Here is a 15,344-nt window from a genome sequence, read left to right on the forward strand (position 1 = left end):
TAACTCGTAGAAGCCCTAAAGTTAATGGTTCTTTCCTCTTGTTTTTAATTCGAAAATTAAGAAAAAATGACATTTATTAGTATTAAACCAAACAATTTAGAAATGTATAAGGCAATGAACTTTAACTACTAAATATTGACAAATAGAACATGTTAATATTCTAAATAATATTTGAAATTTGTATCGTATTTGTGCTTTTTAATCAATAAAGTCATAAAATTAAGTAAACTTACTTTCTGTATCGGGAAGTAACTGTATTCATAATTAACACAAACTATATTAAATTACATATTAAATGTAGAACCGCAATATTTCTAAATGAAGAATTTAGTTATAGATCACTATCTTAATTTCTCCAGGTTTTTTAGGCTCTAAAAGAGTCTCTGAAATCCAGATTCTCAATTGACTTCTTTTTAACTATAAAGTAACATTTTAATTAAATTTAGAATGTTTTGTTAGTTATTCACGATCACATTTAATGCCTTATTCGTCCCACTTTAAAGTGGTTTCAACACTTTTTTTAGGATAATTTATAGTAAGAATTTTTTTTTGAATAAGTAAGCTAGCCAATCCATCTACTGAAATAACGAATTAGAACAAGTTTTTGATAAGAAGAAATTACGATTGAGAAACTGTTAGATATTGATTTCACACAAATTTAGTATTGAACTCATTTAAAGTTTTTGGGTTTAAGTACAAATTAGAAGTTTTTAGTAATGCTGAAGTCTTTTTCTGAGTCGCATAGTGGCACTTAGGAAATAAGGAATAATAAGTTCATAGTAAAAAAATAAAAAAATGGAGTGTAGTAGAATTGAATTAATAAAAGAGGATAGTAGTATCAAACTATCAAATAGAGAAAAGTATTTTTTGAGATTATTTGTTCTTAATTGCGATAACAAATTTATATCAGATTTTCTCGAAATGAAAATAAAAAATTTGGAGTACATGAAAAGAACATTAAAAAAGAAATTTAAAACTGAAGATTGGTTCGTTATAATTCAAAAAGCATTTGAGCTTGGAATTTTAGAAGAGCGAGATTATATCAATCCAGCTATAAAAGAAATAGCGTTAGATTATGCATCTAAAATAGTTAATGATTTTAAATACAAACCGCCTGCTAGATATAAACTGTCTAAAGATGTTTTATTTGATTTTGATAATGCAATAAGGCTTTCACTAAAACAATTAAAAATTACTTTAAAATGAAACAAGCTCATACAGTAAGACTATTTAATGATAAAGAATTAAGTTATTTGCGATTAAGATATCAAGGCATAAATAAGGATACTATTGTAGAGAAACTACAGCTTAAAAATAAAAAAGAATGTGCAGAGATAGAAAAATTGATTTTAAATAAGCTCTCGGTTAATAATTTGTACAATGCTTACAGGCTAGCTTTTAATTTAGAGCTACTTAATAGAGAAGATTTTATGATGGCAGATATCAAAAAAGAAGCATCGAAATTTTCTGAAAAAATCACGAAGATTTTATTATCTACAAAAATTAGTGATGAAGAAAAAGAACTTGAAGTTTATTTAATCTTATTAGTCTTTCAAATGAAGATTGAATATAGCTATCTATTCAAAAAAGGAGGAAAAGATACGGTCTTGCAAATTGTGTAATTTTAAAACCCTACAACACTTAATTATTAAAAAGTATCATTCTAAGAATTGATTAATATAATTCCTGAAATTGTTGTTAAAGGGTAAAACAAAAGATACTAATTATTATCACTTTCGATTACTTCCTAAATTAAAACCCAAAACAGTTACTTTGAAAAATTATCCATGTATTAGCATATACATTGGAAATAATTTTTCTTATAAACAATTTAACACAATTATTAAAATTTCACCTTACAATATAACGTTAAGTAAACATGCTCTTAATGCTGTATGCCCAAAATATTTAAAAAACTTACTTAACTGAAAATGGAAAAACTAAAAGCTGCCCTAGAAAGAACTAAATCAAAAATAGATACAACTTTTAAAAACATAAAATTTTCTGACAATAACATACTAGAATCTACAAATGAAGCCATGTACTATATGCTAAATTTGGGAGATGGCGGAAAAAGAATAAGACCAGCCATTGTTTTAACAATTGCAGAGGGATTTAATGGGAATCAAGACCAGGCGTTGGAATTTGCAAAAGCAGTAGAATTTATACATACATATACCCTAATTATAGATGATATCCAGGATGATGATGATATTAGAAGAAACGCACCAACATGCCATATAAAATATGATGTTAATACAGCAATCCTTGCCGCCTCAAGGCTCTTTGAAGAAGGATTGTATCCATTTCATAAATATTGCGAAAACATCGAACTTTTTCGAAAGCTAAACAATCAACTACATAAAGGCCAATGTGCCGATTTAAATGCTGAATCCTGGGAAGAAGACATGTTGTTGCTACAGCATTTACAGTTTATACACTCAGGAAAAACAAGTGCACTCATTCAAATGGCAATTTTAGGAGGATGTATTTCTAGCAAATTGTCAGAACAGCAAACAAGTAAATTATTAGAATACGGGTATTACTTAGGACTGGCATTTCAAGCAAAAGATGACATTTTAAGTAAAACTGAAACAGCTCAAGCATTAGGAAAATCAGCAGGAAAGCAGGCAGATAAAAACAAGCTAACATATCCTTCGCTTTTTGGTTCCGTTGAAAATGCTCAAATAGAAGCTGATAAATTATCTGAAAAAGCCATGTCTTGTTTAGATAAATTTGAAAAAGAAAATGTAGCTGTTTTATTAGAACTTGCAAAATTCACCGTTCAAAGGAAAAGATAATACCATCCTAAAAATAACCCCATCTTAACTTTTTGTTTTTAAGAAAAGAAGAACTATGATGAGTTTCCTATTATATATGTCATTAATTAAAACCCAAACACTATGAAAGAGCTATCAACCCCGGAAGTAGCAATTCGTTTTACTGAATTATTAAACACTTTAGATGACTATGACACTATTATTTTCGATTTAGGCGATGTCCTCTTAAATTGGGACTCCATTCACTTTACATCAGAAACAAAAGGAATAGACGATGTTAGGAAGATGTTAAACCACTCAATTTGGCAAGATTTAGAAAAAGGTTTAATTAATAGAGAATCGGCACTTACAATGTTAAGTTGCGAATTACAAACACCTTATAGTAAGTTAAAAGAATTGCTAGAGTTAAGTGTGGCCAGCTTAAAAGTTAACGAGCCCATGTTGGAGGTACTTAAAACCTTGCATAAAAGAAATAAAAAAATATATTGTCTTTCAAATGTAGACCGGGAATCGTTCTCTTATTTATATACAAACTTTGATTATTGGAAGTGCTTTGATGGTTTATACGTATCCGCTTTGTTACAACTTAGAAAGCCACAAGAAACTATTTTTCAATACATAATTTCAAGTGCCTCCATAAACCCAAAAACGGCGGTTCTTATAGACGACAAATCCGAAAACCTACAGCAGGCGGCAAGCTTTGGAATAAGTACTGTAAAGTATGTAAAAGATAACATTACATATACGCGTATTGAAAAAGAAAACAATAGAAGCCTTCCAGATATAAACCATCATGTAATCAAAAAGAAGGCATTAGGGGAAGCCTATTTAAATGGTCGATTACATAATTTTCCTTTCTGCAAAAGTTTTGTGGGTAATGGGGTAGAGTTAATGGGGAGTGAAGATTTTTCCAAAGAAATATTTTCAACCGCAGTCATTTTACATTCCTATTCGTCGCTTCCCAATGATATTATAGAATCCATGTCCTATGAGATTCTTAATCATGATGGGAAAAATAAACTACGTTGGTGTTTTTATAAAAATGAAGCCAGACCAGAAAATTTCCCTGACGATTTGGATACCACATCAATGGTATTATCATTTCTATTAAATAATAACAAGCTCACTAGGGAAGAGGTAGCTCCTGTAGTGGAACAAATGATAGGTAACAGAAATGAAGATGGTATCATTCAGGTATATTTTGATGATAACAGACCTAGAATAGATGCCATTGTAGCCATAAATGTATTGTACTTAATGCATCAAATTGGATATGGAGAGCGAGAAGCACTAAAAGAAACAGAGATTTTCGTATACGACTTTTTAACTACTCAAAAATACCTCAAAGGTACACGATATTATCCTGCACCAGATGTGTTTTTGTTTTTCCTGTCCAGGCTAGTGGTCGATTTCCCTAATGCGTTTCAGAAATTTCATAAACCACTTATAGAAATGCTAGTATTGCGCATCAATTGTTCGTCATTTCCATTAGAACGCGCTTTAAGAGTTATAGCGTTAAAAAAGTTAGGAATTGTTAATAGGACCGACTTTTTAAAATTATTGGATGATCAATTGGAAGATGGCGGTTGGCCTATGTACGGGCTTTTTATAGCACCAAGGTCTAACACATATTTCGGAAGTAGGGAACTTAGCACAGCATTTGCTTTAGAAGCAATAAACTTAATGAGTAAACGTAATTAAAATAAGAGTATGGCACAAATCATTATCAATAAGCAAAACGATGAATTGGCATTTAGGTTGGAACAATTCAATAACTTAAATCAATTTGATCATTTACAGCGTAAAAATTATTATTCTATCATTCTATTACATGGTGCTAATTTTAATTTAAAAGTCGATTTTTCAGAATATAAGCTCAAAGCAAATCATATGATTTGCTTATCACCATATCAACCATTTATGATTAGCTCTGATGAAGCATGTTCGGGATTTTTATTAAATTTTCATCCCGATTTTTTCTGTACCTATAGACATCAAAATGAAATAGAAACAGAAGGTGTGCTTTTTGGCAATTTTCATGGCTTACCTTTTTTTAAGCTATTTGAAGAAAAATTATTCTCTAACCTCATAGATCAAATTTCTAGAGAAATGGATAGAGATTCTATAGCACAACATGAAGTGCTGGTTGCTTTTTTAAAAGTATTTCTAATTGAATCTGTGAGACAGAAAAAGAAATTTGATGAAGATACTGTGTTAAAATTTACCGATAGACAATCAGAAGTTTTGCAAAACCTTGTAGATGCTATTGAGGGGAATTACACTAAGCTACATGCACCGCAAGAATATGCAGATATACTATGTGTAAGTTCTAAAACCCTGGCAGGCATAGTAAAAAAATATTTAAACCAAACACTAACATCTTTAATAACCAGTAGAATTATTATAGAGGCAAAAAGAGAACTTTATTTAACGTCTAAACCAGTAAAACAGATAGCTGCAGCATTGGGCTATGATGATGAATTTTATTTTAGCCGATTCTTTAAAAAGAAAGTTGGGGTATCGCCCGATACTTATAGAAAAACGGTAGGCTTTGCCAAACTAGAAAAACTACAAGTGGATCTTAAAAAAAGGAGCATCGATTAAGACGCTCCTTTCCGTTTTCTTTTTCAATGTTGCTATAATTATTTAGAAGCCAGAATATCTATCTTTTGAATAGCCGTAGCTTCAAAATCTTTCAGAATAACAGGAGCGTTTTCCATAAGGGCAGCTGCTACTTTACCCTTTAAATGTGCATCCCTATCAGAATCTTCGGCAAAAGTGTCAAATATAGCGTATGTTGTATCATCTAATTTAAAAGCATACCATGATAATGTTTTAGGCTCATCGTCTATCAGTTGTTGCCATGCCTTTAGAAAATGTTCTACGGCTTCAGAGTTTCCTGCTTTAGCGTTCATAATAACCAATAAACCTTTATTTTGTACACCAGGCTTATGGTTACTGGCAATCACATTAACGGGTTTAATGCCAACGTTTACATCAAAGCTTTCAAGTAGACTATCAGCATTAGCTAATAAAGCTTTAGCAACCTCACCTTTTAAATGAGCTTGTCTACCAGCTTCTATTTCAAAGGTGTCATATATTCCAAAAGTGTTTTCATCTATCTGAAAAGCAAACCAGGATACCGTTTCAGGTTCTTGAAGTACTAGCGGTAATCCACTAAGTAGAAAATCTTTAACAGCTTTGGCTTTACCTGCTTTGGCTTTCATGGTTACTAATAGTCCAATGGTTTCATTTTGTGTGTGTGTCATAATAATACTGTTTTTGGTTTTAGAAAATAATTGAATTGAAAACCCTAGAAGCAATACTAAGATTACCAGTTTAAAAGGAGGTCTTGTTTTCATGTTTTTTAATGTTTTGTTACAGTGCAAATTTGTTGTAAAAGGAAGAAGTAAGGAATGGATATCTATAACTTATACATGGACAATTTTTTATAAATAAAACAAGTATAAACACTATGCAGCGACGCAACAATCTCATTAAAGAAAATGGATACTAGCAGTAAACTATCTTAAAACACATAAAAACTATTCAAAAACAGTTTTGTGAAATCCCATAAAACTTCTTTTTAGTCCCTGTTTTGATATGTTTTAGCACTTTTTTTATCAGAAAAATTAAATAGGATGAATCTTCGCTTTAAAATTAAGATAAAGATAGAATTGATACGATTACAAAACATACGAGCAAACCTCTTTTTGGTACTAAGTTTTGCCTGTTATGCTCAGGCTCAAATAACTGTAAACACTAACAAAACTGTCGCTAATATGCCTAATTATAGCGTGAGCTTGTCAGGCAATGGAAATATCATGGCTATAGGAATCCATGAAGCCACTAATAACAATACAAAATCGGGGCGCGTACGCATATATAAAAGCAAATCAGGAGTTTGGAGTCAAGTAGGGCATGATATCAAAGGAGAGGCAGTAGGAGATTACTCAGGCTATAGCGTAAGTCTGTCTAAAGATGGCACTACGGTGGCTATAGGCGCTAAGCATAACCATGGGCGTAACGGTACAAACTCAGGGCATGTACGTGTCTATAAAAATAATTCAGGAGTTTGGAAACAAATAGGAGGAGATATCGATGGAGAGGCAGAAGGAGATTGGTCAGGCTATAGTGTGAGTTTATCTGGCGATGGAGCTATAGTAGCTATAGGTGCAGTTCTTAACAACGGTAATGGTGAAAATTCAGGGCATGTACGTGTCTATAAAAATAATTCAGGAGTATGGACTCAGGTAGGAGCAGATATAAACGGTAAAGCAGCAAAAGATTATTTCGGGACAAGCGTAAGTTTATCTAATAATGGAAGTATTCTGGCAGTAGGAGCGCATCAAGGAGGCGTGCTAACAGGCTATGTAAGTGTGTATAAAAACATATCAGGAAACTGGGAGCAAATAGGAAACGATATTACAGGTGAACCAAAAGATAATTTTTTAGGATGGAATATCAGTTTGTCCAGTAATGGTGCTACTGTGGCTACAGCAGCATATAAGGATAATAAAAAAGGAAAAAGACATGCGTACGTCCGCATGTATCAAACCAAAGGAGGGGCTTGGGTTCAAAAAGGTACAGATATAGACGGTAAAACAACGGGCTATGACGTATTAGGCTTTAATAATATAAGCTTGGGTAAGGATACAATCACACTCCTGGGAGCTTACGATAAGGATAGAGGCAAGCATACACCAATTATAAACTATGTACGTGTGTATAAATATAACAGTTCAAATATATGGAAACAGATAAACACAGATATATAACACCAATTTAATTTTATACACTGGGTGGTAATGGAGAGTATTTAGGTTGCTCCATAAGTCTTGCTTACTATAAAAGTAGGTTTTTAGTAAGATCATAATAGAGTTAGTTGGGACCCCTTGTGAGCAGCCTATATACCACCCAAATAGTGGTGCAATAATGAATAAAACCAATACATAAAGCATGAAACGAACATTATAATTTTAGATGTTTTTCTAGCAAAATAGTGTTTAAAATTCCTGTTGACAGACAGGTTTAATGTAAAAGCGTAGCGCTAGCCCCAATGATTATCGGGATTCTCAATTTTATAATTAACATAAATTAAAATAATTCTAAAGATTTAAGCGTATGAAAAAAAAATACACAACAATGGCGCTGTTCAAAACGTCACAAAAACCAATAAAGATAAAAGTATTACACCTATTATATGTGGTGGTATTTGTACAGATAAGCACCATTCTGTTCGGGTTGATAACATTTGTAAGAGTAGCTATGTTCAATTAAAATAGAGACTAGTTCTCCTTTTCATATTGTTGGCAATGAGTACTTATTGATTTCTCTGCTTCTGTAATCGAATGGATATTTCCATGTGGTCTTTGAGCATTGGTTGCTGAGCGGAGTCGAAGCAAAGAAATTCTCCAATATGTCCATGTTTAATAGCGAATTATCCATGTTCTGAACACCCGGATAAAAATAATTTTGAAAACAAACAATCAAACGCTCTATTCAATGAGTTGAGAGCGGTTTAAATTAAAAACAACTAGATGAAAAAGAACAGGTTATATTTTTTTATAGCAATCTCGATATGGTGCATCCAGTCCTATGCACAGCAAGATGTAACATTTACACTATACAATTATAATATGAACATCATTAACCCGGCCTATGCAGGTACTGGTGAAAATATGGAATTCACCTCAAACTATAGATCACAATGGACGGGTTTAGATGACGCACCCAAAACCTGGAGTTTTTCATTGAGTAGCCCAATGAACGACAAGGTGGGGTTGGGCCTTTCAGTTATCAACAGTAGGGTGTTCGTACTCAAGGAAACCGATGTTTTTGTTGATTTATCTTATAGACTACAGTTAAAAGAAAAATTGGACCTATTTCTGGGCTTTAAGGCAGGTGGGGCTGCCGTTAACATAGACTTGGCAGATATTGGACTTGATAACGATCCGCTTTTTTCAGAAAATGTAAGTGTGTTCAATCCAAATATTGGAATAGGTGCCTATTTAAAGGGAGAAAACTATTTTATAAATATATCCGTACCAGCGCTTCTAAAAACAAGGAGATACGAAAAGGAATCGGGCATTGTAACACAAGCTACAGATAAAATGCAATTTTTTATGGGAGCGGGATATCATTTTCTTTTGAACGGGGATGTGACCTTTACGCCCTCTTTTTTAACACGGGTAATTAGCGAAGTGCCTTTCTCAATGGATATAAGCGGAACCTTCGACCTGTACAACAGGGTAGAATTTGGTCTGAGCTACAGGTTAAAAGAATCTATTAGCTCCCTGGTATTCTTTAAAATGACAAATAGAATTGAGATAGGCTATGCCTATGACAGCTCTATAACCGCAATAAGTAATTATAGAAGAGGAAATCACGAATTCATATTAAAGTTTCCAATACTAATCTCAGGAAAACAAACACAAAGATAAGATAGAGGTAAGCATACATTAACTTATAAGTTATATATATATGTATGTATAAGCATAACAATTCAATTATATGCGAAATTCTAAGCGGTAAATCGTATAACCCCTGGGTGGTAAAATGAGAGTATTATAGGTTGCTCCATAAGTGCTTGCTTATATTGAGAGGTTAAGTTAGGCAAGACGCATCTTCATATTAGGTTTAGAGAGACCCTATTATAGTGAGCAACCTATATACCACCCAAATAGCAGTACAATAAAAAATAAGCCCAATACATATATATAAATTAATAAAAAAATGATACGTATTAAAACTTGTAAACCATTATTATTTGTGCTTTTTGCTCTGGCACTTTTCTCGTGTAATTCTGATGATGATGCTAATCCGGAAGACAGTGAAGAAATAATAGCCACTAAAGAAAAATTAGTTGGAAATTGGAAATTGGTAAGCAGCACTATTGACAATAAAAGTGTTTCACCATCTGAATTTGAATGCTTAAAAAAATCAATAGCAACTTTTAATCAAGATGGTACTTATAAATTAACTTTTTTAAAACCAGGAAGTAGTTCTACAAACCTTTGTTCTAAAACAAGTACACAATCTGGAACCTATACGGTTATTGGTTTAAATAGTGTTACTTTTTTTAATTTTGATTCTGAAATCAAGTTGATTGATGATACCTTACAAATTACCTCCAAAATCACCAATGGTAATGAGGAACAAGATCAAATAGATATTTTTATTAGAAGTGACAATACGGAATTAGAGGAAAATCCGGAAGAAGAAACAGACGACCTGGAAACAGATAACGATAATGGTAATGAAGAAGCCAACACTTTTGATGGAACAGAAGTAATTAAAAACATATTAGGAAAGTGGAAAATCGACTCTGATCAAGATTGTCTTCAAAAAAACACAATGGAATTTAAATCTCAGAGTGTTTTTGAATTTATTCAGCATAAGAAAACCTTCAATCGTAGAGATTTGCTAAACTATAATGTAAGCGTAAGTTATCCTTTACCAGAAAGTATTAAGGCTGCAGTTACCAAAGGAAATGATATGGTTGTTTTTGATACCAGTGCAACATGTCAATTTATCAAAACGAGCACCTTGGAATATATAGTAAAAGACGAAAAAACCATAGTACTTAAAAACATCTCCGGAATAAAATTATTATTGCAAGATAACAAGACCATTAAGCTTATATACACATTTACAGATAGTAGTGTTAATGAACAAGTCAGAGAATTTGTTTACAAAAAGCTATAAAACCCCGAATAATTTAACCTTAAATAACTTAATCTTATGAAAAAAAAATTACAAAATTTATGTTTAACAGCCCTTACTTTATTTACAGCGCTCTCTTTTGGTCAAAACCAAATCACTTTTGATTTTTCAAGCAATACAAGTATCAATGGAACGAGTGTAAGTCAGACCGTTTTAAACCAAGGTGTTAGCTATCAATTAACAGCAACCCACAACTTTGCAGATGCTGATTTATGGGGGGATGTTTCTGGTGAAAATACTACTTCAGGAAAACCATTGTTTTTCGCACAAGTAGGATCTGGTAGTGGGTCGATACAACCAGAGATTTGGACAGTAATATTGACCAAAGATGGCCAACCATGTTCTTTTAATTTATCTAATATTAGTTTTGAAAAGTTTTGCGGTTTATCAACTAGTTTTAGTTTCTCTAATAATTTAGGTGAGACGATGGTTTCTACTACTATTCCTTCGGTAGGAGCAGCAGGTTCTATTCCAGGTTCTACTACTTTTGCCCAGAACAATATTGGCATTGAAAGTTTTACTATAAGAACGACTACTTTTCAAGGAACACAATGTACCGACTTTGGTAATATTATATTAACACCTGCAGCAAACACTTTAAGTGCAGAAGAGGTTAGAGTAGCAGAGTTGGTGAGCAACGTGTATCCTAATCCCACAGCTGACAATGTTAAGTTGTTGTTTAATAATACTGTAAAAAAACAAATAGAATTATTTGATCTTAATGGGCAGTTATTAATTTCTCAAATATCCACAAATGATGAAGAAATTATAAGTTTAGATAATTATAACAGTGGTGTTTATTACTTGAAAGTTACAAATACTGAAATTAATCAAACTGTCAAAATAGTTAAATTATAATAAAATAATTGATTACACATTTTTATACCAGTATTGATGACTTACAACTGTACCTGTCAACAGTTTATATCTATCAAGGTGCATTCAGAAAACCTTTAAAGCCTTGTAAATACTAGTAATTCTTTGTAAATTAAAAAAACACAAACCCCGAAAATGACCGATAAGGAATAAAAACGGGGTTTTCTTTTTTGTTGAATATGAAAACACGAAGCATTAATAAACTCTAAATATTTTTTTATTCATTATTTTTAAAAATTTGCCAATGCTTTGGTCACAACTCATATAATCGATTTACTTTATATAACTAAATCTCCTTTAAGCCAACTTTCTAAGTTAACGTGAGTGAATTACATCCAGAAAGTCTGAATTAATTGTCTAAAATACAGCTACTTGTCATGTCGACATCTGCCTGCCAACAGCTACGGTGTACCCACATCTTTTTAATCAAGCCACGAATTACACAGATTTATACGAATAAAACCTCAATATGATGGATAGCTCTCTATACTATTCATAATCACTAATCAGACTTTCAGTCTGTTTTTACAATCCAAACCCAATTTAATTCTATCATATTTCTGCACTTTAATTTATTAATAAGTAAACTTGAATTACTTATTTGTAAATAATTTATATTTAGAACCATTTGTGATAATTCGTGAAATTAGTGTCTATCTTTTTAGAATTATTATTTAAGCAGCCATATTTGTGGGTACACCGTAGCTGTCGGCAGACAGGGAGCGAAGCATGAGTGACGAGACATCACATTATGATTTGATTCCTTGTCGTAAGCTTCGCTTATATCTTCAAACAAAATATATTTTGTTTTCGATAGCGTTCGGAATGAGAGGATTTTGTGTTAAAATTTTGATTATCAATTATTAATAAATCGAACTGACATTAAGTTATTTAAAATAGGAACGCTAGCCGAATACCCTAGCATCTGGCAGGAGAGTGTCAATAGTTTGAAAGTGTCGTACAAAAGAAAAACTGTTTGAACGCAGTGAGTTTTTTTCTTTTAGACATTAAAAACGTTATTGACTGCCAAAGATTTAAGGCTAGAGTTTCCTAACTGCTGGTAGGCAGGTTTGTTTCTTTTTGGGGCAATGCAAAAAAATATTGAAAAGAATATTTTAATATATCAAACAGGTTTAGTTCGTTTTAAAGAAAATGAACAGCTAACAATAAACCATCTCAAAACACATTAAAACCATTCAAAAAATAGTTTTACGAGTCCCATAAAACCATTTCTTAGTCCCCATTTTAACATAGTTTGGCACATTTTTTATAAGACTAGCCAAATAGAATGAATCTTCGCTTTAAAGTTATAGCATATCGTGTTTGAAATTAATGAGTTCACTAAAAAAGAACATGTTACCAAGTTATTTTATATGAGAAATACGCATCTAAATACAATTATATACAGATCTAATTATTAATAAACAACATTAAACAGTTACAGAGCAAATTATCCATGGTAAATAGAAAATTATCTATGTTTCAGAATAGCCAATGAAAATAGATTTGTAAATAAATTAATTAATAAAAAATTACTTGAAAAGGCGTGTTGTGTTTATAAGGGGAGTTGGGTAGGGGGTTAGTTAACTACTTCAAATAACCCTAACTAGTGGCACGTCTTTTTGTTTCAAATAGTATATAAAATGAGGCTGGAAAGTATTTATAAAATGAGGCTGGAAAGTATTTATAAAATAGGCTATGAATTAAGTATTAAAAAAGTTTAATGAAAGATAGAGTAGCAATATTAACCCAAAAAAAGTCAGACTGTTTATCTCTATTAGGAGATTTAAGAAATAGTGGAGTACGCAGACGTGAAGTTTTTTTTTCCTGGGAAGATTTGTGGCTATCAGAACAGAATAAAGAATACGATTTTATACTAATTGATTATTACTTTTTTGACATGTTTAGAGGCGACATGGTATGTTATCATTTGTTTCATCAATATAAATATAAGATTACATTTTATAGTAATATATCACAAAAAATAGAGACCCAAAAAGGCAAAATAGAAGTCGATTTATATAGAATGTTTTTTCGCCCATTTGTAGATTTTGATAAGCTCATTGAAAGTAATAGTAATAATTGTATTCTAACGAATTCACCTGATAAGATGTCGGGAATAGACACATTAAAAAAAAATGAAGTAAGAAGGAAAAGTAAAGATGCTTTTTTTTTAAAGGAAGGCTATTCACTCATCAAATTTTATTTAGAAGAAGTGTTATGTCTGGAGAGCGACCGCAATTATATAACCATTTATTTAAGTAGTGGTAAACACTTAATAAGAGAAACACTACAGTCAATACAAGAAATTTTACCAAATAATTTTTTAAGGGTAAATAGATCGGTAATCATAAATGTAGATAAGATTTATAAAGTGGTAGGGAATAAGATACACATAGAGGGCTTAAGCAAGTTTCATCCGGTAATAGCAAATAAATACAAACAGGACATTTTAGAAGCCATTCCGCTGTTTAACCTAAAAAGCTCTATTCATTGGAATTATTTAAAAGAGAATCCTTCTTGTCATTCAAAATAAGGCACGAAGAGTCTGCCTGACGGCAGTCAGGGAATCTCATCATTGATAGAATGAATTTACAGGGTTTTTAACCCCTAACTAGATAAGAAAAAAATAACAGAAGAATGAACCTAATAAAATGAAAGCAGTTAAAATTATAATAGTAATAGTCATCTTTATCCTTATCCTAGTAGCACTATGTTTAGCGAAAGAAGTATAAAGGTAAGGAGGACAACATCATAAAACCATAGAAATGTTGTAATGGGAAAATACCAGGAAGAAAAATTATATGCTTTGTGCGCCTTACTAGTCATACTGTTCATGTGTACAGTGTTATTAATAATCTCATTAATAGTGCATTCATAAGTATTCAAATCAAGTATAAAATGGCTATCAAGCGAACATTAATAAATTTTAGACATTTTTTCACAAAAGGTAATGTTTAAAATTCCTGCCTACCGGCAGGTTTAATGTGAGAGCGTAGCGATTATATACATTCTCAATTTTATAATTAATATATAATCAGATGGTTATAAAAATTTGAACAGATGAAAATAATGGAAATAGTAGTAGGTCTTGTATTAATGTTAATGTTTTACTGTGGTGTGATAGAGCCAAACATAAAGAAGAAAAAATAGTTAATAATATCACAGAAATAAAATATGAAAAGTAAAAAAAATGTGAATTATGTTATAAGAGGAATAATTCTATGCGCAATAGGGATATTGCTATGCTTAATCATCATGTTAAACTACTAAAAAAACACTGAAGTAAAAGAAGTAAATGAAGCGTTTTAAAAAAGTAATAGTAGGTGTGTTGTTAGTAAAAAGTGCAATAGCCAATGCACAATTTATAAGTGAAGATTACACACAAGTAAGCCTGTTTATAGATCCAACCATTACCGATAGTGGTTTTCAAATTGGTGGAGAAATTCAAAAAATCATGCATTGGGGCTATGCTTCAGTAGGAGCTTCAACTTACAACGGTTTTGAGGTGGCATATACAGACCTTATTGGTACACTAGGTATTAACTTCAATCTGTTTAATAACAATGAAATTAGATACTATAGCGGGTTCCGTTTAGGAATAATTTGGAGAGAAACAAACCCCTTTCCTATGGTTGGTGGCGTTGTAGGAGGTGATATAAGACTATCAAAATTTTATGCCAAAACTAAATTCCATATAGGAATCAGATTATGGACAGATTACAGAGAAGACCAAAAAGACCAGTTTTATGGAGATGCTAGTGGTTATAAAAAGGGATGGCTTACTAACAACCCACTTTTACAAGAAAATGGGGCCATAGTGGTATCTATATCATGGTAAGTATAGAATAAAATAAATAAAAAGTATGAACCCTTTTAATAGAAAAGACTAATCATAAGGCACTACTAGGCCCTTCGTAAGAAAGCATTATAGTTCCTATCGAAAAGTCGAAATGGGCTCGT

12 protein-coding genes are annotated in these 15,344 nt (G+C 31.8%); 11 read left to right on the forward strand and 1 reads right to left on the reverse strand.

Annotation, left to right across the window (positions count from 1 at the left end; all coding sequences use genetic code 11):
• Nucleotides 1–945: 945 nt before the first annotated feature.
• The 5 genes from C1H87_RS21945 (at nt 946) to C1H87_RS21970 (ending at nt 5,384) form a co-directional block, all read left to right on the forward strand.
• On the forward strand, nt 946–1,206 hold the full coding sequence (locus tag C1H87_RS21945; RefSeq protein WP_158655320.1) for a hypothetical protein: 261 nt from the start codon (nt 946–948) through the stop codon (nt 1,204–1,206).
• Nucleotides 1,203–1,622 (forward strand): hypothetical protein, encoded by a 420-nt coding sequence (locus tag C1H87_RS21950; RefSeq protein ID WP_102757876.1) that lies wholly within the window; start codon nt 1,203–1,205, stop codon nt 1,620–1,622. Before C1H87_RS21945 ends, C1H87_RS21950 begins: the two co-directional genes overlap by 4 nt.
• A gap of 309 nt (nt 1,623–1,931) precedes the next feature.
• Nucleotides 1,932–2,801, forward strand: coding sequence for a polyprenyl synthetase family protein (locus C1H87_RS21960; protein ID WP_102757878.1), 870 nt, complete (start codon nt 1,932–1,934; stop codon nt 2,799–2,801).
• Between the two features lie 102 nt (nt 2,802–2,903).
• A complete protein-coding gene (locus C1H87_RS21965; protein ID WP_102757879.1) occupies nt 2,904–4,481 on the forward strand; it encodes an HAD-IA family hydrolase in 1,578 nt (525 codons plus the stop codon).
• Nucleotides 4,482–4,490: 9 nt separating this feature from the next.
• Nucleotides 4,491–5,384, forward strand: coding sequence for a helix-turn-helix domain-containing protein (locus C1H87_RS21970; protein ID WP_102757880.1), 894 nt, complete (start codon nt 4,491–4,493; stop codon nt 5,382–5,384).
• Nucleotides 5,385–5,422: 38 nt separating this feature from the next.
• On the opposite strand, the gene C1H87_RS21975 is transcribed toward C1H87_RS21970, so the two are convergent.
• A complete protein-coding gene (locus tag C1H87_RS21975; RefSeq protein WP_102757881.1) occupies nt 5,423–6,142 on the reverse strand; it encodes a putative quinol monooxygenase in 720 nt (239 codons plus the stop codon).
• Nucleotides 6,143–6,562: 420 nt separating this feature from the next.
• On the opposite strand from C1H87_RS21975, the gene C1H87_RS21980 reads away from it, so the two are divergent.
• From C1H87_RS21980 to C1H87_RS22005, 6 genes are all read left to right on the forward strand, one after another.
• Nucleotides 6,563–7,558, forward strand: a complete 996-nt coding sequence (locus tag C1H87_RS21980) for a WD40 repeat domain-containing protein (protein ID WP_158655321.1) — start codon at nt 6,563–6,565, stop codon at nt 7,556–7,558.
• Between the two features lie 762 nt (nt 7,559–8,320).
• Nucleotides 8,321–9,223, forward strand: a complete 903-nt coding sequence (locus C1H87_RS21985; protein ID WP_102757883.1) for a PorP/SprF family type IX secretion system membrane protein — start codon at nt 8,321–8,323, stop codon at nt 9,221–9,223.
• A 292-nt stretch (nt 9,224–9,515) separates the two neighbouring features.
• The gene (locus C1H87_RS21990) at nt 9,516–10,487 is read left to right on the forward strand and encodes a lipocalin family protein (protein WP_102757884.1); all 972 of its coding nucleotides are present in this window, start codon (nt 9,516–9,518) and stop codon (nt 10,485–10,487) included.
• A 36-nt stretch (nt 10,488–10,523) separates the two neighbouring features.
• Entirely contained in the window at nt 10,524–11,363 is an 840-nt protein-coding gene (locus tag C1H87_RS21995) for a T9SS type A sorting domain-containing protein (RefSeq protein ID WP_102757885.1), read from the forward strand.
• Between the two features lie 1,741 nt (nt 11,364–13,104).
• Nucleotides 13,105–13,917 carry a LytR/AlgR family response regulator transcription factor gene (locus C1H87_RS22000; RefSeq protein WP_102757886.1) on the forward strand — a complete coding sequence of 271 codons (813 nt, stop codon included), beginning with the start codon at nt 13,105–13,107 and terminating at the stop codon, nt 13,915–13,917.
• A 762-nt stretch (nt 13,918–14,679) separates the two neighbouring features.
• Entirely contained in the window at nt 14,680–15,222 is a 543-nt protein-coding gene (locus tag C1H87_RS22005; protein ID WP_102757887.1) for a hypothetical protein, read from the forward strand.
• The last annotated feature ends 122 nt before the right edge of the window (nt 15,223–15,344 follow it).

The sequence above is a fragment of the Flavivirga eckloniae genome (genome assembly GCF_002886045.1).
Classification (GTDB): domain Bacteria; phylum Bacteroidota; class Bacteroidia; order Flavobacteriales; family Flavobacteriaceae; genus Flavivirga; species Flavivirga eckloniae.